Below are 19531 nucleotides of genomic sequence, written 5' to 3' on the forward strand. Positions count from 1 at the left end.
CGGGCGAAGGCGGTCGCGAACGGGGCAAGTACCGCCAGGGCCAAGGCCCGTGAGCCGGTAAGAGGCGCAGCCGTCATCGCCCGCCCAGGATGATGATCCGTAAAACTTGCGGAGACGGACGGCATGTGGGGCGGGAGTTGGCGCCGATCTCTCGTAGAGTTTGCGCCGTGGGATCTTTGCGCAATCCGGTCGGGCCGCTTCCCTCCACCATCTACTGGCGACGGAGGGCAGTAGCGGCGACGCTCATCGCGCTGCTCTCGCTGCTGGTCGTATGGGTCGTCACGTCCCGTGGGGGTGGCGGCAAGAAGGGCGGCGACACCTCCGACGGCGCCAATCCCGCGACCTCCATCACCCCCGGGCCCTCCGGGTCGGGGCCCGCCATCAGCGAACAGCCGGGCGGCCGTGACGAGTCGGGCGCGAACGGCGGGAACGGCGGTACGGACGCCGGCGGCGACGGCGGAAAGAACGGTGACACCGCCGGCAGCGGAGACGTGGGCGGCGCGGGCTCGGGCGGCACGGGCGGCGCGGCGAGCGGCGGTGGCGCCGGTATCGGTGGTACGGGCAGTGGTGGCGGCAGCAGTTCGGGCCAGCAGGTGCCGGCCGGCTCCACCCTTCCCAACTGCGCCCCGAACTCCCTCACCCTGCGGCTCGACACCACGAAGGTCGCCTACGACCCGGGCGAGAAGCCCGCGTTCCGCCTGATCGCCACGAACACCTCGAACACCACCTGCAAGGCGGACTTCGGACCGAAGGCCGTGGTGCTGACGGTCACCAACGCCGAGGACGACGAGGTCTGGTCCTCCCAGGACTGCCCGAAGACCGGCGCGCTGCTGTTCGAGGTCCCGGCGGGCGGGAGCATCACGCGCACCATCCCGTGGGACCGCAAGCAGAGCGCGCCGCAGTGCGCCACCCCGCCGGCGGCCCCGGTCGGCCCCGGTACGTATCTGGTGGAGGCCAAGGCGTCGGGCGCGTCGGTGAAGCAGGGCCAGAAGTCCATTCGCCTGGAGAAGGACTGAGCAACGGGTCGGCAGAACGGTACGACGGAGAACGCCCCGGCCTGATGGCCGGGGCGTTCTCCGTCGTCGTATCAGCCGCTATGGCCTAGACGTAACGCTCCAGGATCGACGACTCCGCCAGCCGCGACAGGCCCTCCCGCACACTGCGGGCCCGCGCCTCGCCGACGCCGTCCACCGTCTGCAGGTCGTCGACGCTCGCCGCCAGCAGCTTCTGCAGCCCGCCGAAGTGCTCGACCAGCCGCTCGATGATGGCGCCCGGCAGCCGCGGCACCTTGGCCAGCAGCCGGTAACCACGCGGCGATACCGCGGAGTCGAGCGTCTCGGGCGAACCGCTGTACCCCAGCGCCCGTGCCACCACGGCCAGTTCCAGCAGCTCCGCGTGGCTCAGCGAGTCCAGCTCGCCGAGCGCCTCGCCGACCGTACGGGACCGCTTCGCGGTCGGCTCGGGGACATAGTCGCGCGCGACCAGATCCCGCTCCGGCTCCACGCCCGCGATCAACTCGTCCAGCTGGAGCGAGAGAAGCCGGCCGTCGGTGCCCAGCTCGACCACGTACTCGGCGATCTCCGTGGCGATCCGGCGCACCATCTCAAGACGCTGCGCCACCGCCGACACGTCCCGGACCGTCACCAGGTCCTCGATCTCCAGGGCGGACAGGGTGCCCGCGACCTCGTCGAGGCGGAGCTTGTACCGCTCGAGCGTGGCCAGCGCCTGGTTCGCCCGGGAGAGGATCGCCGCCGACTCCTCCAGGACCCGGCGCTCCCCGTTCACGTACAGCGCGATCAACCGCATCGACTGCGATACGGAGACCACCGGGAAGCCGCACTGCTTGGACACCCGGTCCGCCGTGCGGTGGCGGGTGCCGGTTTCCTCGGTGGGGATGGAGGATTCCGGGACCAATTGGACACCGGCCCGCAGAATCTTGGTCATGTCCTTGTCGAGGATGAGCGCGCCGTCCAGCTTGCACAGCTCGCGCAGCCGGGTAGCGGTGAACTCCACGTCCAGCACGAAGCCGCCCGTGCACATCGATTCGACGGTCTTGTCCATGCCGAGGACGATCAGACCGCCGGTGTTGCCGCGCAGGATCCGCTCCAGCCCGTCGCGCAGTGCCATCCCCGGCGCCACAGCGCTCAGGGAGGCGCGCATCAGCGCTTCGTTGCCGGAGCCCGCGCCGGACTTTCCGGGCGCTGATGCCCGGTCGTTGGCTGCCACTGCACTCCTCCGGCTCGTACGGATGGGCGAGACCAGGGCAAAGTCTACCGGCGCGCGTTGTCCTCCCGTGGGGCGTCCGCACGACCCCGCCGTGGCAGCACACGTAGCGCGTCCCCCATATCGGCGACTTCTGTGACCTTCATACCGGCGGGGATCTTCCCCGGATCGGTCGGGACAAGGGCCTGGGTGAAGCCGAGACGGTGCGCCTCGGCAAGCCTGCGCTGCACGCCCGTGACCCGTCTGACCTCGCCCGCGAGCCCGACTTCGCCGATCGCGACCAGGTTCTTCGGCAGCGGGGTGTCGCTGGCCGCGGAGGCCAGCGCGAGGGCGATGGCCAGATCCGCGGCGGGCTCGGAGAGCTTTACGCCGCCGACCGTCGCGCTGTAGATGTCGCGCTTGCCGAGCGAGCTGATCCGGCCGCGCTGCTCCAGCACGGCCAGCATCATCGAGACCCGGGAGGTCTCCAGACCGGAGGTGGTGCGCCGGGGCGAGGGGATCTGCGAGTCGACCGTCAGCGCCTGCACCTCGGCGACGAGCGGGCGGCGGCCTTCGAGGGTGACGGTGAGGCAGGTGCCGGGCACCGGCTCGTCACGGCGGGTGAGGAACAGCCCCGACGGGTCCGTCAGCCCCGTGATCCCCTCGTCGTGCAGTTCGAAGCAGCCGACCTCGTCGGTCGCTCCGTAGCGGTTCTTGATGCCCCGGACGAGCCGCAGCCGGGCGTGCCGGTCGCCCTCGAAGGACAGCACGACATCCACCAGGTGTTCGAGCAGCCGGGGGCCCGCGATGGCGCCGTCCTTGGTGACATGGCCCACCAGCAGGGTGGACATGCCCCGCTCCTTGGAGACCCGGATGAGCGCGCCCGCGACCTCCCGGACCTGGGCCATGCCGCCCGGCGCCCCGTCGATCTCGGGCGACGCCACGGTCTGTACGGAGTCCAGGATGAGCAGCGAGGGCTTGACCGCGTCGAGATGGCCGAGGACCGCGGAGAGGTCCGTCTCGGCGGCGAGATAGAGATGGTCGTTGATGGCCTTGATCCGGTCGGCGCGCAGCCGTACCTGGCTGGTGGACTCCTCGCCCGTCACATAGAGCGTGCGGTGCTCGTCGCTCGCCGCCTTCGCCGCGACATCGAGCAGCAGCGTGGACTTGCCGACGCCCGGCTCGCCCGCGATCAGCACGACGGCACCGGGCACGAGCCCGCCGCCGAGCACGCGGTCCAGCTCGTCGACCCCGGTGGAGCGCGCGGTGGCCGTGCGGACGTCGACCTGGCCGATGGGGAGCGCGGCGGTGGAGACCCGGCCGGCCGCGGTGGTCCGCACCGCGGGGGCGCCGTACTCCTCGACCGTCCCCCATGCCTGGCACTCGGGGCAGCGGCCGAGCCACTTGGCGGTCGTCCAGCCGCACTCGGTGCAGCGGTAGGACGGCCTGTCCTTGGCGGATTTCGTACGGGCAGCCATGGCGTCACCGTATAGGTGTCCACTGACAGCCCCGACCACGGCGACGGTCGCTCCGGCCGGGAAATCGGACGCTCGTGTCCCCTTTTGAGGGATAACTTCACCCGTAAGAAGTAAATGTGCTCAAGGAGAGTGAAGGGCGCGGGGTGCCTTGTCTACCGTCGCCGGGTGACCAGCAGCAGTCCCGAAACCTCCCCGCACACCACCGGCGCACACCGCGCGTCCCGCCGTGCGCCCCGTTCGGCGGCGCAGCGCCCGCCCGCGCGTGACGAGCCCTATCTGGACGGCCTGTTCACCTACTGCCTCTCCGTGCTGTGCGACCACGGCGCGGCGACCGAGGTGCTCGGTGACGTCCTGTCCATCTCCGAGCGCCAGTACGGCCGTTGTCCCTCGGGCGCCGGGGAGCGGAAGGCCTGGCTGTACGCACTCGCCCGCTGGGCGTGTCTGCGCAGGCTCACCGAACTGCGCCGGCAGCGACAGGGGGCGCATTCGGGCCGCCGAGAGCGGGCCCCCGCGGCCGCCACGGCGTCCGCACCGGCGGTCGCCGCCGAGCCGGAGACCGCCGCAGAGGCGGAGACCGCTGAGCGCCACCGGCGGGAACTCGCCGCGCTGGCCTGGCCCGAGGCCGCCGGTACGACACCCGAGCAGCGCGAGATCCTGGAGCTGGCCGTACGCCATCAGCTCGGCCCGCGCGAGGTCGCCGCCGTGCTGTCCATGGAGCTGCCCGCGGCCCGGGAACTGCTCGCCTCCGCCGCCTGCGAGGTGGATCGCACCCGCGCCGCGCTCGCCGTCGTCGAGACCGGCGACTGCCCGTCCGTCGCCCGGCTCACCGGCGACAGCCACGTACTGCTCTCGGCCGCGCTCCGGCGTGAACTGGTCCGGCACGTCGACGACTGCCCCCGCTGCCGCCGCGCCGCCGAGCGCGCGGGGGCGGTCGGCCCGTGGCCGGGGTCGCCCTCCTCGCCCGGCACGCCCGCGCCGTCCGTCGCGCGCACCTCGCTCGACGTCCTGCCGCTCGTCGAGGCGCCGAGGGCCGCCGCGTACACCGCGATGACCCAGGTCCCGCGCGCCCGGGGGTCGGCCCCGCGCTTCGGCCGCAACGGCTTCCCCGTGGATCCCAAGGACCGTGCGGCCCGCCGGCGGCGGCTGCGGGCGCGCGCCGTGACGACGACCGTCGTGGCGACGGTCGTCGCCGCTCCCGTGCTCGCCCTCTGGGCGGCGTACCGGGGCGCACCGCTGACCGGGGAGGGCCACGACGGCTCCTCGATCAGCGCGGGCGAGGGCCAAGGGCCGCCCGGCGCCGACGGGCGGCCCTACGACCACTACGAGAACGCGGGCAATGCCCAGTACAGGCCCGGCGCCCGCTTCACCGCGGGCGGCCGCACGCCCGATGTCTCGGTCGAGGTCATCAGCGACAGCACGCCCGCGCCGCCGTCACGCCCGGGGCAGCCGGCCCCCGGCCGTCTCACGGTCGAGGCCCGGTCCGCCGGTGACACGACGATGATCACGCTCAGGGCCTCCGGCGGAGCGCCGGTCTCCTGGTCCGCCAGGACCGGCGCCCGCTGGCTGCTGCTGAGCAGCGCTGACGGCACGCTCCAACCCGGCGAGTCGATCACGATCCGCGTCTTCGTCGACCACCGGTACGAGCCGGCCGGGCCCTGGAGCGCGCGGATCGCGCTGTATCCCTCGGGATCGGTGGTGAAGATCGACGGCTACGGCTCCAGGCCGCCGTCCCCGGACCGTCCACCGCGCCCGGGACACCCAGGACACTCCGGCCATCCCGGACACCCGGGCCCCGGCAGCCCGACGCCGCCGGGCCCCTCGGACCCCGGCTCACCAGGACCCACCGAGCCGGGACCACCGGATCCGAGCGGTCCCGGCCCCACGGACCCGGGCCCCGGCCCCGGTGATCCGGACCCGGAGGACCCGGATCCGGACCCGTCCTACCCGGATCCCTCCGTGCCGGAGCCGTCCGAGCCGTCGTACCCGGCCCCCGTGGACTAGGCCCAGGTCCTACAGGACCCATGTCTCGTCCGGCCGGCGCGTCAGGCCGTGGTGGGGTCCGCCGGATGCGGGGCCACCAGCGGAAGCTCGCTCGCCATGCGCTGTTCGCACAGCTCGACCAGCCGGTCGTACCCCTCCTTGCCCATCAGCTCGGTCAGCTCCGGCCGGTACGTCTTGTACACCGGGTCGCCTGCGCCGTGCGCCGAGGTCGCCGAGGTGCACCACCAGTGCAGATCGTGGCCGCCCGACCCCCAGCCGCGCCGGTCGTACTCCCCGATCGACACCTGGAGCACGCGCGTGTCGTCGGGCCGCTCGATCCAGTCGTACGTACGCCTGACCGGGAGCTGCCAGCAGACGTCCGGCTTCGTCTCCAGCGGCTCGCGCCCCTCGCGCAGCGCCAGGATGTGGAGCGAGCAGCCGGCGCCCGCCGCGAAGCCGGGGCGGTTCTGGAAGATGCAGGAGCCCTCCCAGCGCCGCGTCTGCCGCTCGCCGTCCTCGTCGGTCTGCGTCCAGCCCGTGGCCGTCCCCTCCTCGTGGAACTGCCACAGCTCCGGGGTGAGACGTGCGACATGCCCGGCGACCCGTTTCTCGTCGTCCTTGTCGGAGAAGTGCGCGCCCAGCGTGCAGCACCCGTCGTCGGCGCGGCCCGCCTGGATGCCCTGGCAGCCGCTGCCGAAGATGCAGGCCCACCGTGAGGTGAGCCAGGTCAGATCGCAGCGGAAGACCTGCTCGTCGTCGGCGGGGTCGGGGAATTCGACCCACGCGCGGGCGAAGTCCAGGCCCTTCTCGTCAGGAACGCCACGCGTCCGGGGAGCGCTCTTGGTCCTGCGCGGGGCCTTGCCCTGCGCCGTGTCAGGGGCCGTTCGAGCCTCCTGCCCCTGATCCTGCACATTCGGGCCCTTGGCTTTGCCCGGTTTCGCCTTTTTCGTCTTTGGCACGGGTCCAGCGTATGCGCGCGGTCGCAGTAGCGTTCCGCTCATGAGACTCGGAGTCCTCGACGTCGGTTCGAACACGGTGCATCTGCTGGCGGTCGACGCCCACCGCGGCGCCCGTCCGCTGCCCGCGTATTCGTACAAGGCGGAGCTGCGACTCGCCGAGCTCCTCGACGAGGACGGCGCGATCGGATCCGACGGCGTCGACCGGCTGGTGGCGACCCTCGCCGACGCGCTCCAGGCCGCCGAGGACAAGGGCTGCGAGGACGTGCTGCCGTTCGCGACCTCCGCCGTACGGGAAGCCAGCAACGCCGACCGGGTCCTCGCGCGGGTCAAGAGCGAGACCGGGGTCGATCTCGAAGTCCTCACCGGCGAGCAGGAGGCCCGGCTCACCTTCCTCGCGGCCCGCCGCTGGTTCGGCTGGTCGGCCGGGAAACTGCTGGTCCTGGACATCGGCGGCGGCTCGCTGGAGATCGCGTACGGAATCGACGAGGCGCCGGACGCCGCCTCGTCCCTGCCCCTGGGAGCCGGCCGCCTCACGGCCGGCTGGCTGCCCGGCGATCCGCCCGACCCGGTCGATGTGAAGGCGCTGCGCCGCCATGTGCGCGCGCAGATCGCCCGTACGGTCGGCGAGTTCGCCCGGTTCGGCAGCCCGGACCATGTGGTGGCGACCTCCAAGACCTTCAAGCAGCTGGCGCGGCTCGCCGGGGCCGCGCGCTCCGCCGAGGGCCTGTACGTGCAGCGCGAACTGAGTCGTACGTCACTGGAGGAGTGGGTGCCCAAGCTGGCCGCGATGAACGCGCTCCAGCGCGCCGGACTCCCCGGTGTCTCCGAGGGCCGGTCCTCCCAGCTGCTGGCAGGAGCGCTGGTCGCGGAGGGGGCGATGGACCTGTTCGGGGTCGAGACGCTGGAGATCTGCCCCTGGGCGCTGCGCGAGGGCGTCATCCTGCGCCGCCTCGACCAGCTCCCGACCACGTAGGCGCGGCCCGTACGCTGTCTCCGTGGCAGAACCAGTGGTGCGCGTCCCGGATGCGAAGGTCGCTCTCTCGACGGCTTCGGTCTATCCGGAGTCCACGGCGACGGCCTTCGAGATCGCCGCGCGCCTGGGGTACGACGGCGTCGAGGTCATGGTCTGGACCGATCCCGTCAGCCAGGACATCGAGGCGCTGCGCCGGCTCTCCGACTATCACGAGGTGCCGATACTCGCCGTCCACGCGCCCTGTCTGCTGATCACCCAGCGGGTCTGGTCGACCGACCCGTGGGTGAAGCTCAAGCGGGCACGGGCCGCGGCCGAGAGGCTCGGCGCCTCCACCGTGGTCGTGCACCCGCCGTTCCGCTGGCAGCGGCAGTACTCGCGCGACTTCGTCACCGGCATCTGGCGGATGGCGGGGGAGACGGACGTACGGTTCGCCGTCGAGAACATGTACCCGTGGCGCTACCGGGACCGCGAGATGCTCGCGTACGCACCCGACTGGGACGTCACCAAGGACGACTACCGGCACTTCACCGTCGATCTCTCGCACACCGCGACCGCCCGCACCGACGCCATGGCCATGATCGACCGGATGGGCGACCGGCTGGGGCACGTCCATCTCGCGGACGGCAGGGGATCGGCTAAGGACGAGCACCTCGTGCCGGGACGGGGCACGCAGCCCTGCGCCGAGCTGCTGGAACGGCTGGCCGGCGGCGGGTTCGAGGGCCATGTCGTGATCGAGGTCAACACCCGGCGCGCGATGTCCGCGGCCGAGCGCGAAGCCGATCTGGCGGAGGCGCTGGCCTTCGCACGGCTGCATCTGGCCTCCGCGCCGCCCGCGCCTCCGTCCGCCGCGCGGGCGCCCCGAACGTCCTCCGTGGGCCGTACGGGGAGCGCGCGCCGTACCTCAGGAGCCCCTGGAGCGTCCGGTGCGTCCGGTTCCTCCGGCTCGTCGGGAGCGCGTCCGTCATGACCGGCACGGCTCCGCGCCGCCGCGGCCGCCCCGCCCGCAAGGACGCGGACACGGGCCCCGGCGCCCGGGAGAAGATCCTGCGGGAGGCCCGTACGGAATTCGCCGAGCGCGGCTACGACAAGACGTCCGTCCGGGGCATCGCCAAGGCCGCCGGCGTGGACCCGGCGCTCGTCCACCACTACTTCGGTACGAAGGACGAGGTCTTCGCGGCCGCCATCGAGGTCTCCTTCGAACCGGCGCTGGTGGTGCCCGGGCTGCTGGCCGGCGGTCCCGACGGCATCGGCGAGCGGCTCGCCCGCTACTTCATCGGCGTCTGGGAGAACCCGGTGACCCGGGCCCCGCTGCTGGCCGTCATCCGTTCCGCGCTGACGCACGAGGCGGCGGCCGCGGTGCTGCGCACGTTCGTGCTGCGCCGGCTGCTGGAGCGGATCGCGGAGGAGCTCGACGTACCGGATCCGACGTTCCGCGCCGAGCTGGCCGCCTCCCACATGCTCGGGATCGCGTTCCTCCGGTATGTGATCAAGGCGGAACCGCTGGCCTCCGTGGACACCGAGGAGATCGTCGCGATGGTGGCGCCGACGCTCCAGCGCTACCTGACCGAAAGCTGAACGACAGTCCCGTATGCCGGACGTTGTGTCCAGATCTTGGAGTGCGGGCGTACGCTCGTAGACAGTCATTTTCTGCTGAAGGAGCGAGCGACGATGCCCGAGCTGAGGTCCCGCACTGTCACCCACGGCCGCAATATGGCGGGCGCGCGCGCCCTGATGCGGGCATCGGGCGTAGCGAGTGAGGACATCGGCAAGCCGATCATCGCGGTGGCCAACTCCTTCACCGAGTTCGTGCCCGGTCACACCCATCTCGCGCCGGTCGGCCGGATCGTCTCCGAAGCGATCAAGGCCGCGGGCGCCGTGCCGCGCGAGTTCAACACCATCGCCGTCGACGACGGCATCGCGATGGGCCACGGCGGAATGCTGTACTCCCTGCCGTCCCGCGATCTGATCGCCGACTCCGTCGAGTACATGGTCGAGGCGCACTGCGCGGACGCGCTGATCTGCATCTCCAACTGCGACAAGATCACCCCGGGCATGCTGATGGCCGCCCTGCGCCTCAACATCCCCACGGTCTTCGTCTCCGGCGGCCCGATGGAGGCCGGCAAGGCGACGCTGGTGGACGGCACGGTCCGCAAGCTCGACCTGATCAACGCGATCTCGGACGCGGTCAACGAGAACGTCTCGGACGAGGACATCCTCCGTATCGAGGAGAACGCCTGTCCGACCTGCGGCTCCTGTTCCGGCATGTTCACGGCCAACTCGATGAACTGCCTGACCGAGGCCATCGGCCTCTCCTTGCCCGGCAACGGCTCGGTGCTGGCCACGCACACCGCTCGTAGGGCTCTGTACGAGAACGCGGGCCGCACGGTCGTCGAGATCACCAAGCGCCACTACGAGCAGGACGACGAGAGTGTCCTGCCGCGCAATATCGCCACCCGCGCGTCCTTCGACAACGCGATGGCGCTCGACATCGCCATGGGCGGCTCCACCAACACGATCCTGCATCTGCTGGCCGCCGCCCAGGAAGCCGAGCTGGACTACGGCCTCGGCGACATCGACGCCGTCTCCCGCCGTGTCCCCTGCCTGGCCAAGGTCGCGCCGAACGTCGCCCCAGGCGGCACGTACTACATGGAGGACATCCACCGGGCCGGCGGCATCCCCGCCATCCTGGGCGAGCTGTACCGCGGCGGGATGCTCAACGAGGACGTGCACACCGTCCACTCGCCGAGCATCAAGTCCTGGCTGGAAACCTGGGACGTGCGCGGCGGCTCACCGTCCGACGAGGCCGTCGAGCTGTGGCACGCGGCCCCCGGCTGCGTCCGCTCCGCCGAGGCATTCTCGCAGTCCGAGCGCTGGGCGACGCTCGACACGGACGCCGCGAACGGCTGCATCCGCGATGTCGCCCACGCCTACTCCAAGGACGGCGGCCTGGCGGTGCTGAAGGGCAACCTCGCCCTCGACGGCTGTGTGGTGAAGACGGCCGGCGTCGACGAGTCGATCTGGACCTTCGAGGGCCCGGCCGTCGTCTGCGAATCGCAGGAACAGGCCGTGGAGAAGATCCTCCGTAAGGAGATCGCCGAGGGCGATGTCATCGTCATCCGCTACGAGGGCCCGCGCGGCGGCCCCGGCATGCAGGAGATGCTCTACCCCACCTCGTACTTGAAGGGCCGCGGTCTCGGTAAGTCCTGCGCCCTGATCACCGACGGCCGCTTCTCCGGCGGTACGTCGGGCCTGTCGATCGGCCACGCCTCGCCGGAAGCGGCCTCGGGCGGCACGATCGCGCTGGTCCACGACGGCGACCGGATCCGGATCGACATCCCCGCCCGTACGATCGAACTCCTCGTGTCCGACGAGGAGCTGGCGACCCGTCGCGCGGCTCTGAACGGGGTGTACGCCCCCGCCGACCGCGAACGCAAGGTCTCGGTGGCGCTGCGCGCCTACGCGGCGATGGCGACGAGCGCGGACAAGGGCGCGGTGCGGGACATCTCCCGCCTGGGCTGACGCCTCTGCTCCTCCGTATCCGTACGGCCACCGGCCCCGCGGTCCTCAACGGGACCACGGGGCCGGCGCTGTCGGCGGGTCACCAGCGGGCAGGGTCCTCGCTGTCGACGGCGAAGACGGACCCGTCGGGCGCGCCGGCGAAGACCTTGCCGGAGGCGACGACGGGGGCGGGCAGCGTGGCGACGAGCGTGTCGGTCCTCTCGGCCATGCGCGGCTTCGTCTGCCCCAGGAGCACTCCGCGCTCACTGTCGACGGCGAGCAGGCGCCCGTCGGCCGCACTCATGTAGATCCGGCCCCCCACGGCCACGGGGCTCGACGTCCGGGTCACCGATGTCTCCAGCCGCCAGCGCTCGGCCTGTTGCGCGGTGCCGCTTTCGCGCGTGTCGATCGCGAGCAGCGATCCGGCGTACCCGAGGACGTAGACCGTGTCCCCGGCCACGGTGGCCTGTGCCTGATCGACCGGAAAGGCCAGCGGAACGCGGCGTACGGTCCGGCTCGCGGAATCGATCCGTACGACAGCGTCCATGGCGTCCTGGTTGTTGCGGGAGAGCAGGAACAGCGCGTCGTCGGTGGCCTGCACCGGGGTCAGCCATCCGGTCACCCGCTTCTTCCACAGGAGGTCTCCGGTTCCGGGGTCGATCCCGGTCACCTCCGTGGCCGTGCCGTCCTCCGACGGAGTAATGGCGAACAGCGGGCCGTCCTCGCCACTCGCGGCCGCCCACTGCGATCCGGTCCCGGTCTCCTGCCGTGTCCAGCGCTCCGCCCCTGTCGCACCGTCCACGGATCGCACCCGCCCCTGCTCGGTCACGAGCAGCACCGAGTCGCCGGCATGGCGGACGGAGGAGTACGGCGAGATGTCGATGTCCCAACGGAGGTCACCCGACACCGGGTCGAGGGCTTCCAGCCGCTCTCCCGGTACGACGACGTGCAGCAGTCCGCCGGAAGGGACGGGCGCCGCGCCCTCTTCGACGGTTTTCGAGGCACTCGCGCCCTTCGCGGTCCAGTCGATGCCGCCGTCGGCCGGGTCGAGACGGGCCGTTCCCACCCCCGGGGCACTGCAGAAGACGGCCGAACCGCCGGTCGAACAGGCGGGAGGACCGCCCGCGCTCTTACGGCCCCGCAGCTGGGTGTGCCACGGGTGGAACGTTTCGTCCTGACTGCCCGAGCCGGCCTTCGTGGCCGCCGTACCGGGGCTGCCGTCGTCCCCCGTGGCACGCATCGCGACGAATCCGGCCACGGCCAGGGCCGCCAGCGCCACGCCCATCGCCGCCCGGCGGACCTGCCGGCGACGGCCGGTCCGGGGCCGGGCCGGCCGGTCCGGGGCGGCCTCGGACCGGACGGCCTCCGGTGGGTCGTCGTGAAGCCGTGCCGCCCGGGGGTGGGTGGTGGGCGTCGGATCCCCGGCCGCCGCGGAGGGCGGCTTCCGCTGCGCCGGTACGAGGGACCTCGCGCCGTGCGGCGACGGGCGCAGCGCGGTCATCAGCTCGTCCGTCGTCGGTCGGTCGGCCGGCTCCTTCGCCAGGCAACGTGTGATCAGGGGGAGGAGCTTCTCGGGTACCCCGGCCAATTCCGGCTCGTTGTGCACGACTTGGTACGCGACGATGTACGGGCTGTCCGAGTCGAACGGACCGCGCCCGGTCGCCGCGTGGACCAGCACCGCGCCCATGGCGAACACATCGGCGGCGGGGCCGACTTCACGCGGCCGCTGGAACTGCTCCGGCGCCATGAACGGCGGTGTGCCGATCAGCTTGCCCGTCTCCGTCCGCAGATCGCTGTCGGTGGGACGCGAGATGCCGAAGTCGATGACTTTGGGACCGTCCGCCGCCAACAGGACATTGCTCGGCTTGAGATCGCGGTGCACCACCCCGGCCCGGTGAATGTCCCGCAGCCCCTCGGCCAGTCCCGCACCCAGCTGGATCAACTCATCGGTTCCCAGCGGACCGTTCCGCTTCACCCGCTCGGACAGGGTGGGACCGTCGATGAACAGCGTGGCCATCCACGGCCGGTCAGCCTCGGGGTCGGCATCCACGACGGGCGCGGTGAAGGCCCCGCTCACCCGGCGGGCGGCCGCGATCTCCTGCCGGAACCGGGCCCTGAACTCCGGATCCGAGGCGTGGTTGGCATGGATGACCTTGACGGCAAGACGCAACCCCGAAGCGGACGTGGCCAGATGGACCACACCCATTCCGCCGGAGCCCAGGTCTGATTCGAGTAGATAACGACCGGCGTAATCCGGACGCTCGGCTTCCGGGGCCGGCCCGGTATTGCGCAGTGGTGGCATTGCCCACCCCCGTGTCTTCGTGCGCGAGCGCGCCGCACGGAGCCTAGTCGATGATGCGTGCGATCCAGCCATGGCTTGCTAGCCTGCGCGGCGCAGAGTGCGCACCTTCAATGGGGGAGGACCGAATGTCGATCGAAGAGGTTGAGAGCACCGCGGGGGATGTCGTGGAGGGGGCCGCTGCCGAGATGCTGGCGGCCAAGGTGTACCCGGTCGCTCCGGGCTACCGGGTGAATGTCCGCAGCGGTCCGGGTACGAACTACCAGGTCGTCAGGGTGCTCCCGTACGGGGCCAGCGTGCCGATCAACTGTCAGAAGCCGGGGGAGTCGGTCTCCGGTCCTTACGGGACATCCAACATCTGGGACAACATCGCCAACGGACAGTTCATCTCGGACTCGTACGTCCAGACGGGCAGTGACGGGTACGTCGCCGTGCGCTGCGGCTGACCCGGCTCCGTACGCCGGACAGGGCCTAGCGGGAGGCTCGTACGCGCAGGGGGATAATCGACTCTGTGAGCGAGCACCCCGAGCACCTTGAACACGATGAGCACTCCGCCGCGACCACGGCCACCGCTGACAGCGGTCGTGGTCGCGGTGGGCCGGAGCCCGAAGCCATCCGGTTCTTCGGTACGACCTGGGTCAGTCATGACGGGGGTTACGGACTGCGGCGTGTCGCGGTCGCCGTCGGCTCGCTCGCCACGGCCTTCGCCAGTTGCTTCCTGCTCCGCTTCGCCTATCAGGGCGTGGAGATCGCGGACGTGGGCTCCTTCGTCGGCGGGCTGATCGTCGTGATGTTCGCGGTCTGCGGTGCCATGGCCTTCCGCAGCACCTGGAGCGGCTTCACCCGCCGCCCGGCCGATCCCGGCCGCGAGGAGTCACTGCGCACCGTCAAGATGATCGGCTTCATCGGCTCGCTGATCGCCTACTTCCTGCGCTCTCTCGTCGAGGCCCCGGGGGAGGGGCTGCGCCGGGGCGAGTACGAGACGGCCGTCACCCAGTACGAGCGCCGCCGCAGCGCCCGCGCCGGCAACCCCGCCGCCCGCCGTGGCAGCAAGGGCAAGCGCAGGTAGGACGGCAGCCGCCCAGGTCCTGGCCGGGGCAACCCCGGACGGCGAGGGCCCCGAGCGGACCTCTGCCGTCAGGATGAGACGCATGACCCGTCGCGCTCTCTCCTTCGATGCCGTCGCCGACCAGTACGACACGGCCCGCCCCGGCTATCCGCCCGCCCTCTTCGACGCCATCGAGGAACTGACCGGCCGCCCCCTCAAGGGCTCCCGGGTCATCGACGTCGGCGCCGGCACCGGAATCGCCACCCGCCTGCTGCGCGAGCGCGGCGCCCGGGTCACCGCCGTGGAGCCGGGCCCCGGCATGGCGGCCCGGCTGCGTCGTTCTCTTCCCGGCATCCCGCTCGTCCGGGGCCTCGGCGACGCCCTGCCGCTGGCCGACGGCTGCGCCGACCTCGTCACCTACGCCCAGGCCTGGCACTGGACCGACCCGGCCCGCTCCGTCCCCGAGGCCCTGCGCGTGCTCAGGCCCGGCGGCGCGCTCGCCCTCTGGTGGAACGTCTCCGATGCCGGCGTCCCCTGGGTCGCCGCCCAGGACGAGCGCCTCCGCGGCCAACTCGCCGGCGGTGCCCACAGCGCCACCGGCCGCGGCCGCAAGCTGCCGGAGGAACTGGTCCGCACGGAGCGCCGCGTGCCCTGGACCCGGAGCGTCACCCTCGACACCCACCTCGCCAATCTCGGCAGCCACTCCGTCTTCCGGGCCCTGGACGAACAGGCCACCGCCGCCGTTCTCGCGCGGGAACGTACCGAACTGCTCACCCTCTTCCCCGACGGGACCGTCGACGAGCCGTATGTCGTCGAGCTGACGGTGACACTGCGCGCCCCCGGCCCGTCCACCTCTTGACGGAGCCATCGGCGGCCACACATTATTCATCACATGATGAATTACTCCGGGGCCGCCATCCGCGCCCACGGCCTCACCGTCCTGCGAGGTGACCGCACCGTCCTGCGCGGCCTCGACTTCGCCGTACCGCCCGGCCGGATCACCGGCCTCCTCGGCCCCTCGGGCTGCGGCAAGTCGACCCTGATGCGCGCCGTCGTCGGCACCCAGGCCAAGGTCACCGGCACCCTCGACGTCCTCGGCCGGCCCGCCGGCGACGCCGCCCTGCGCGCCCGCATCGGCTATGTCACCCAGGCGCCCTCCGTCTACGACGACCTGACGGTCCGGCAGAACCTCGACTACTTCGCCGCCGTGCTCGACCCGGGCCGGTCCCGCCGCGCCGCACGCCGGGAAACGGTCGACCGCGCCATCACCGACGTCGACCTCACCTCCCACGCCGACTCGCTCGCGGGCAGACTCTCCGGCGGCCAGCGGGGCCGCGTCTCCCTCGCCGTAGCCCTCCTCGGCACCCCCGAACTCCTCGTCCTCGACGAGCCGACCGTCGGCCTCGACCCCGTCCTGCGCCGCGACCTGTGGAACCTCTTCCACCGCATCGCCGCCGAACGCGCCGCGACGATCCTCGTCTCCTCCCATGTCATGGACGAGGCCGAGCGCTGCCACCGGCTGCTCCTCATGCGCGAAGGCGAGATCCTCGCCGACGACACCCCGGACGCCCTCCGCAGCCGCACCCACTCGGAAACCGTCGAGGCGGCCTTCCTCCACCTGGTCGACGAGGCCAACGCACTCCAGGAGAGCGCCCGATGACCACCACGGCCCCCGTCTCCCCCGCCAGGACCCTGGCCACCGCCGCCCGCGTGCTCCGCCAACTGCGCCACGACCCGCGCTCCATCGCCCTGATGATCCTGGTCCCGTGCGTGATGCTCGTCCTCCTGCGCTACGTCTTCGACGGCAGCGCACGCACCTTCGACAACATCGGCGCCTCCCTCCTCGGCATCTTTCCGCTGATCACGATGTTCCTGGTCACCTCGATCGCCACCCTGCGCGAACGCACCTCCGGCACCCTGGAACGCCTGCTCGCCATGCCCCTGGGCAAGGCCGACCTGATCGCCGGCTACGCCCTGGCGTTCGGCCTGCTCGCCATCGTCCAATCCGCCCTCGCCACGGGCCTCGCGGTCTGGACCCTCGGCCTGGATGTCGTCGGATCGCCCTGGCTGCTCCTGCTGGTCGCGCTCCTCGACGCCCTGCTCGGCACGGCCCTCGGCCTCTTCGTCTCGGCCTTCGCCGCGTCCGAGTTCCAGGCGGTGCAGTTCATGCCGGCGGTGATCTTCCCCCAGCTCCTCCTCTGCGGACTGTTCGCCCCGCGCCCGACCATGCAGCCCGTCCTGGAGGCGATCTCCAACGCCCTGCCCATGTCCTACGCCGTCGACGGCATGAACGAAGTCCTGCGCAACCCGGACATCACCGGCGACTTCATCCGCGACACGCTGGTCGTCGCCGGCTGCGCCGTCCTCGTCCTCGCCCTGGGCGCAGCGACCCTCCGCCGCCGTACGGCCTGAACCTCTGGCCAGGGATCCCGCCCCTCGGACACCTCAGGCCCACCGCCCGCCCCCGGTGCGAGGATGGGTTACGGACGACAACTGCACCACCCACCGGCGAGGTGACCCCGAATGACCCTGACAGTCGCAGTCCTCGGCACCGGCAAGATCGGCGAGGCCCTGCTCAGCGGCATGATCCGGGCCGGCTGGCGCCCCGCCGACCTCCTGGTCACCACCCGCCGCGAAGACCGCGCCGAGGAGCTCCGCAACCGCTACGGCGTCGAGACCGTCACCAACGCCGACGCCGCCAAGCGCGCCGATATCCTCATCCTCGCCGTCAAGCCGCAGGACATGGGCAAGCTGCTCGACGAGCTCCACCCCCACATCACCCCGGACCGCCTGATCATCAGCGCGGCCGCCGGTATCACCACCGCCTTCATAGAGGAACGCCTCGCCGTCGGCACCCCGGTCGTACGCGTCATGCCCAACACCCCCGTCCTGGTCGATGAGGGCATGTCCGTCATCTCGGCCGGCAGCCATGCCCTCGCTGTCCATCTGGCCCACGCCGACGAGATCTTCGGCGGCGTCGGCAAGACCCTCCGCGTCCCCGAATCCCAGCAGGACGCGGCCACCGCGCTCTCCGGCTCGGGCCCGGCGTACTTCTACTACCTCGTCGAGGCGATGACCGACGCCGGCATCCTCCTCGGCCTGCCCCGCGCCCAGGCAGCCGACCTGATCGTCCAGGCCGCCATCGGCGCCGCCGTCATGCTGCGCGACAGCGGCGAACACCCGGTGAAACTCCGCGAGGCCGTGACGTCCCCGGCCGGCACCACCATCAGCGCCATCCGGGAACTGGAGAACCACGGCGTACGAGCCGCCCTCATCGCCGCCATCGAAGCGGCCCGCGACCGCAGCCGCGCCCTCGCCTCCGGCAACGGCTGACCCCGGAGCCGCTGCCGGAAACCCGAGCACCCACTGCGCCGCCTCCGCCCCGGCGGCTCAGCCGGCCGGGAGCAGCCCCACGGCCCGATAGGCCGCGTCGACCACCGGCCGGGCCATCCCCCTGGCCCGCTCCGCTCCCTCCTTCAGTACTCCGTCCACATAACCCGGATCCGCGGCCAACGCCGCATGCCGCTCCCGCAAGGGCCGTAGCAGCTCGACCACAGCCTCCGCGGTGTCCCGTTTCAGCGCGCCGTACGACTCATATACACCGGCCAGCTCGTCCGGGTTCCCGTTCCCGCACGCCGCGAGAATCTCCAGCAGATTCGCCACCCCCGGCTTCGCCTCACGGTCGTACTCGACCTCCCGCCCGCTGTCGGTGACCGCCCGCATGATCTTTTTCCGCACCACATCGGCGTCGTCCAGCAGATACACGATCCCGGCGCCGGCCTCGTGCGACTTCCCCATCTTCGACGTCGGGTCCTGAAGATCCATGACCCGTGCGGCCACCGGCGGGCGGGTGGCCCTGGGCACGGTGAACGTGTGTCCGTAGCGCTGGTTGAACCGCACCGCGAGATCCCTGGTCAGCTCCACATGCTGCGTCTGGTCGTCGCCGACCGGCACCTCGTCGGTGCGGTACGCCAGGATGTCCGCGGCCATCAGCACCGGATACGACAGCAGCGAGAACCGCACGCTCTCGCCGGACAGCTGGGCCCGCGCGCTCTTCTCCTTGTACTGGATCATGCGCCGCAGTTCCCCGTCCGTGGCCGTGCACTCCAGCAGATACGAGAGCCGCGCATGTTCATCCACATGGCTCTGTACGAATACGGTGCAGAGAGCGGGGTCGAGTCCGGCCGCCAGCATCAGCGTGGCGGCCTGCCGACTGAGTCTGCGCACGCGAGCCGGATCGTGTTCGACGGTCAGGGCATGCAGATCCACCACGCTGAACAGAGCGTCGGCCCGGTGCTGATCGACCTCGGCCCACCTCCGAACAGCCCCGAGGTAGTTGCCCAGCGTCAGATGCCCGGTCGGCTTGATCCCACTGAAGATCCGTGTCATCTCTACTCACCCTCCTGATCGGAGCCGCCGCTTCCAGCGGCCGGCTCCCGAGGGGAGAAACACGAACGGCCGCCGAAGCGGCGGCCGTTGAGTGCATACGTATGTGGCGGCCGCCGTCAGGCGGCCCACCACTGAAGGATGCACGCATGCGTTGTCATGGGCCTCAGACTAGCGGCCGAACCACCGAGTTGACACGCCAAACACGGATCCGTAATGTTCTCCGAGCTGTCCGACGTGAGCACCGGCCCCGGCCGGTCCCCGGACAGTCATTCCGCAAGACCCACTACAAGCGAGCGACTGCTGGTCGCATTGTTTTGCGTGTGTCTTTGCGAATGAGGAATCCGCGTTCGAAGGGACGCGGCCCCGATTAGCGTCGGGGCCGAGGATTCCGCTAAAGTCTCACTCGTCGGAACGGCCGAAGGGCCGGGACGGCAACCCACTCTGACTGGGAATCAGGCCCGAAAGGATCTGATAGAGTCGGAATCGCCGGAAAGGGAAACGCGAAAGCGAAGAACCGGAAGGCAACCCCGCTCCGACGGGGAATCGGACACGAAAGAGTCTGATAGAGTCGGAAACGCAAGACCGAAGGGAAGCCCGGAGGAAAGCCCGCGAGGGTGAGTACAAAGGAAGCGTCCGTTCCTTGAGAACTCAACAGCGTGCCAAAAGTCAACGCCAGATATGTTGATACCCCGACCTACCGCAAGG

General features: G+C 71.2%; 17 protein-coding genes. 12 read left to right on the forward strand and 5 right to left on the reverse strand.

Annotated elements, in window-relative coordinates; all coding sequences use genetic code 11:
* The first annotated feature begins 167 nt into the window (after nucleotides 1-167).
* Entirely contained in the window at nucleotides 168-1016 is an 849-nt protein-coding gene (locus ACFVWW_RS12170; RefSeq protein ID WP_386877369.1) for a hypothetical protein, read from the forward strand.
* 85 nt (nucleotides 1017-1101) lie between these two features.
* Here the strand turns inward: ACFVWW_RS12170 and disA are convergent, their stop codons facing one another.
* Both disA and radA read right to left on the reverse strand, forming a co-directional pair.
* Nucleotides 1102-2226, reverse strand: a complete 1125-nt coding sequence (disA, locus tag ACFVWW_RS12175) for a DNA integrity scanning diadenylate cyclase DisA (protein WP_384179815.1) — start codon at nucleotides 2224-2226, stop codon at nucleotides 1102-1104.
* A gap of 44 nt (nucleotides 2227-2270) precedes the next feature.
* Nucleotides 2271-3680, reverse strand: coding sequence for a DNA repair protein RadA (gene radA / locus ACFVWW_RS12180; protein ID WP_384179817.1), 1410 nt, complete (start codon nucleotides 3678-3680; stop codon nucleotides 2271-2273).
* Between the two features lie 114 nt (nucleotides 3681-3794).
* Between radA and ACFVWW_RS12185 the strand changes: the two genes are divergently transcribed.
* Nucleotides 3795-5681 carry a hypothetical protein gene (locus ACFVWW_RS12185; RefSeq protein ID WP_386877370.1) on the forward strand — a complete coding sequence of 629 codons (1887 nt, stop codon included), beginning with the start codon at nucleotides 3795-3797 and terminating at the stop codon, nucleotides 5679-5681.
* Nucleotides 5682-5722: 41 nt separating this feature from the next.
* Here ACFVWW_RS12185 and ACFVWW_RS12190 read toward each other — a convergent pair whose 3' ends face one another.
* Complete coding sequence (locus ACFVWW_RS12190) at nucleotides 5723-6619, reverse strand: hypothetical protein (RefSeq protein ID WP_386877371.1); 897 nt, start codon at nucleotides 6617-6619, stop codon at nucleotides 5723-5725.
* 40 nt (nucleotides 6620-6659) lie between these two features.
* Between ACFVWW_RS12190 and ACFVWW_RS12195 the strand changes: the two genes are divergently transcribed.
* From ACFVWW_RS12195 to ilvD, 4 genes are all read left to right on the forward strand, one after another.
* Nucleotides 6660-7592, forward strand: a complete 933-nt coding sequence (locus tag ACFVWW_RS12195) for a Ppx/GppA family phosphatase (RefSeq protein WP_384179823.1) — start codon at nucleotides 6660-6662, stop codon at nucleotides 7590-7592.
* A gap of 22 nt (nucleotides 7593-7614) precedes the next feature.
* Complete coding sequence (locus ACFVWW_RS12200; RefSeq protein WP_384179824.1) at nucleotides 7615-8559, forward strand: sugar phosphate isomerase/epimerase family protein; 945 nt, start codon at nucleotides 7615-7617, stop codon at nucleotides 8557-8559.
* Nucleotides 8556-9167: a TetR family transcriptional regulator gene (locus ACFVWW_RS12205; RefSeq protein ID WP_384337618.1), complete on the forward strand. Its 612-nt coding sequence runs from the start codon at nucleotides 8556-8558 to the stop codon at nucleotides 9165-9167. The genes ACFVWW_RS12200 and ACFVWW_RS12205 overlap by 4 nt, the downstream gene beginning before the upstream one ends.
* 93 nt (nucleotides 9168-9260) lie before the next feature.
* Nucleotides 9261-11111 (forward strand): dihydroxy-acid dehydratase, encoded by a 1851-nt coding sequence (ilvD, locus tag ACFVWW_RS12210; protein ID WP_386877372.1) that lies wholly within the window; start codon nucleotides 9261-9263, stop codon nucleotides 11109-11111.
* A gap of 79 nt (nucleotides 11112-11190) precedes the next feature.
* Here the strand turns inward: ilvD and ACFVWW_RS12215 are convergent, their stop codons facing one another.
* Nucleotides 11191-13392 carry a PQQ-binding-like beta-propeller repeat protein gene (locus ACFVWW_RS12215; RefSeq protein ID WP_386877373.1) on the reverse strand — a complete coding sequence of 734 codons (2202 nt, stop codon included), beginning with the start codon at nucleotides 13390-13392 and terminating at the stop codon, nucleotides 11191-11193.
* A gap of 125 nt (nucleotides 13393-13517) precedes the next feature.
* On the opposite strand from ACFVWW_RS12215, the gene ACFVWW_RS12220 reads away from it, so the two are divergent.
* The 6 genes from ACFVWW_RS12220 (at nucleotide 13518) to proC (ending at nucleotide 17770) form a co-directional block, all read left to right on the forward strand.
* The gene (locus ACFVWW_RS12220; RefSeq protein WP_384179832.1) at nucleotides 13518-13835 is read left to right on the forward strand and encodes a peptidase; all 318 of its coding nucleotides are present in this window, start codon (nucleotides 13518-13520) and stop codon (nucleotides 13833-13835) included.
* Between the two features lie 167 nt (nucleotides 13836-14002).
* Nucleotides 14003-14458 (forward strand): hypothetical protein, encoded by a 456-nt coding sequence (locus ACFVWW_RS12225; RefSeq protein ID WP_384179855.1) that lies wholly within the window; start codon nucleotides 14003-14005, stop codon nucleotides 14456-14458.
* Nucleotides 14459-14540: 82 nt separating this feature from the next.
* A complete protein-coding gene (locus ACFVWW_RS12230) occupies nucleotides 14541-15296 on the forward strand; it encodes a class I SAM-dependent methyltransferase (RefSeq protein ID WP_386877374.1) in 756 nt (251 codons plus the stop codon).
* A gap of 33 nt (nucleotides 15297-15329) precedes the next feature.
* Nucleotides 15330-16097: an ABC transporter ATP-binding protein gene (locus tag ACFVWW_RS12235; RefSeq protein WP_386877375.1), complete on the forward strand. Its 768-nt coding sequence runs from the start codon at nucleotides 15330-15332 to the stop codon at nucleotides 16095-16097.
* Complete coding sequence (locus tag ACFVWW_RS12240) at nucleotides 16094-16849, forward strand: ABC transporter permease (protein WP_386877376.1); 756 nt, start codon at nucleotides 16094-16096, stop codon at nucleotides 16847-16849. The genes ACFVWW_RS12235 and ACFVWW_RS12240 overlap by 4 nt, the downstream gene beginning before the upstream one ends.
* 111 nt (nucleotides 16850-16960) lie before the next feature.
* The gene (gene proC / locus ACFVWW_RS12245; RefSeq protein WP_384179840.1) at nucleotides 16961-17770 is read left to right on the forward strand and encodes a pyrroline-5-carboxylate reductase; all 810 of its coding nucleotides are present in this window, start codon (nucleotides 16961-16963) and stop codon (nucleotides 17768-17770) included.
* A 57-nt stretch (nucleotides 17771-17827) separates the two neighbouring features.
* Here proC and trpS read toward each other — a convergent pair whose 3' ends face one another.
* Nucleotides 17828-18826, reverse strand: a complete 999-nt coding sequence (gene trpS / locus ACFVWW_RS12250; protein WP_384337604.1) for a tryptophan--tRNA ligase — start codon at nucleotides 18824-18826, stop codon at nucleotides 17828-17830.
* Between the last annotated feature and the right edge of the window lie 705 nt (nucleotides 18827-19531).

The organism is Streptomyces sp. NPDC058198 (assembly GCF_042882605.1).
Taxonomy (GTDB): Bacteria; Actinomycetota; Actinomycetes; order Streptomycetales; family Streptomycetaceae; genus Streptomyces.

Coding starts and splice junctions, on each gene's coding strand:
- radA (WP_384179817.1), bottom strand. CDS start 3,680: ATGGCTGCCCGTACGAAATCCGCCAAGGACAGGCCGTCCTACCGCTGC.
- ACFVWW_RS12185 (WP_386877370.1), top strand. CDS start 3,795: ATGTGCTCAAGGAGAGTGAAGGGCGCGGGGTGCCTTGTCTACCGTCGC.
- ACFVWW_RS12195 (WP_384179823.1), top strand. CDS start 6,660: ATGAGACTCGGAGTCCTCGACGTCGGTTCGAACACGGTGCATCTGCTG.
- ACFVWW_RS12205 (WP_384337618.1), top strand. CDS start 8,556: ATGACCGGCACGGCTCCGCGCCGCCGCGGCCGCCCCGCCCGCAAGGAC.
- ilvD (WP_386877372.1), top strand. CDS start 9,261: ATGCCCGAGCTGAGGTCCCGCACTGTCACCCACGGCCGCAATATGGCG.
- ACFVWW_RS12215 (WP_386877373.1), bottom strand. CDS start 13,392: ATGCCACCACTGCGCAATACCGGGCCGGCCCCGGAAGCCGAGCGTCCG.
- ACFVWW_RS12220 (WP_384179832.1), top strand. CDS start 13,518: ATGTCGATCGAAGAGGTTGAGAGCACCGCGGGGGATGTCGTGGAGGGG.
- ACFVWW_RS12230 (WP_386877374.1), top strand. CDS start 14,541: ATGACCCGTCGCGCTCTCTCCTTCGATGCCGTCGCCGACCAGTACGAC.
- ACFVWW_RS12235 (WP_386877375.1), top strand. CDS start 15,330: ATGATGAATTACTCCGGGGCCGCCATCCGCGCCCACGGCCTCACCGTC.
- ACFVWW_RS12240 (WP_386877376.1), top strand. CDS start 16,094: ATGACCACCACGGCCCCCGTCTCCCCCGCCAGGACCCTGGCCACCGCC.
- proC (WP_384179840.1), top strand. CDS start 16,961: ATGACCCTGACAGTCGCAGTCCTCGGCACCGGCAAGATCGGCGAGGCC.
- trpS (WP_384337604.1), bottom strand. CDS start 18,826: ATGACACGGATCTTCAGTGGGATCAAGCCGACCGGGCATCTGACGCTG.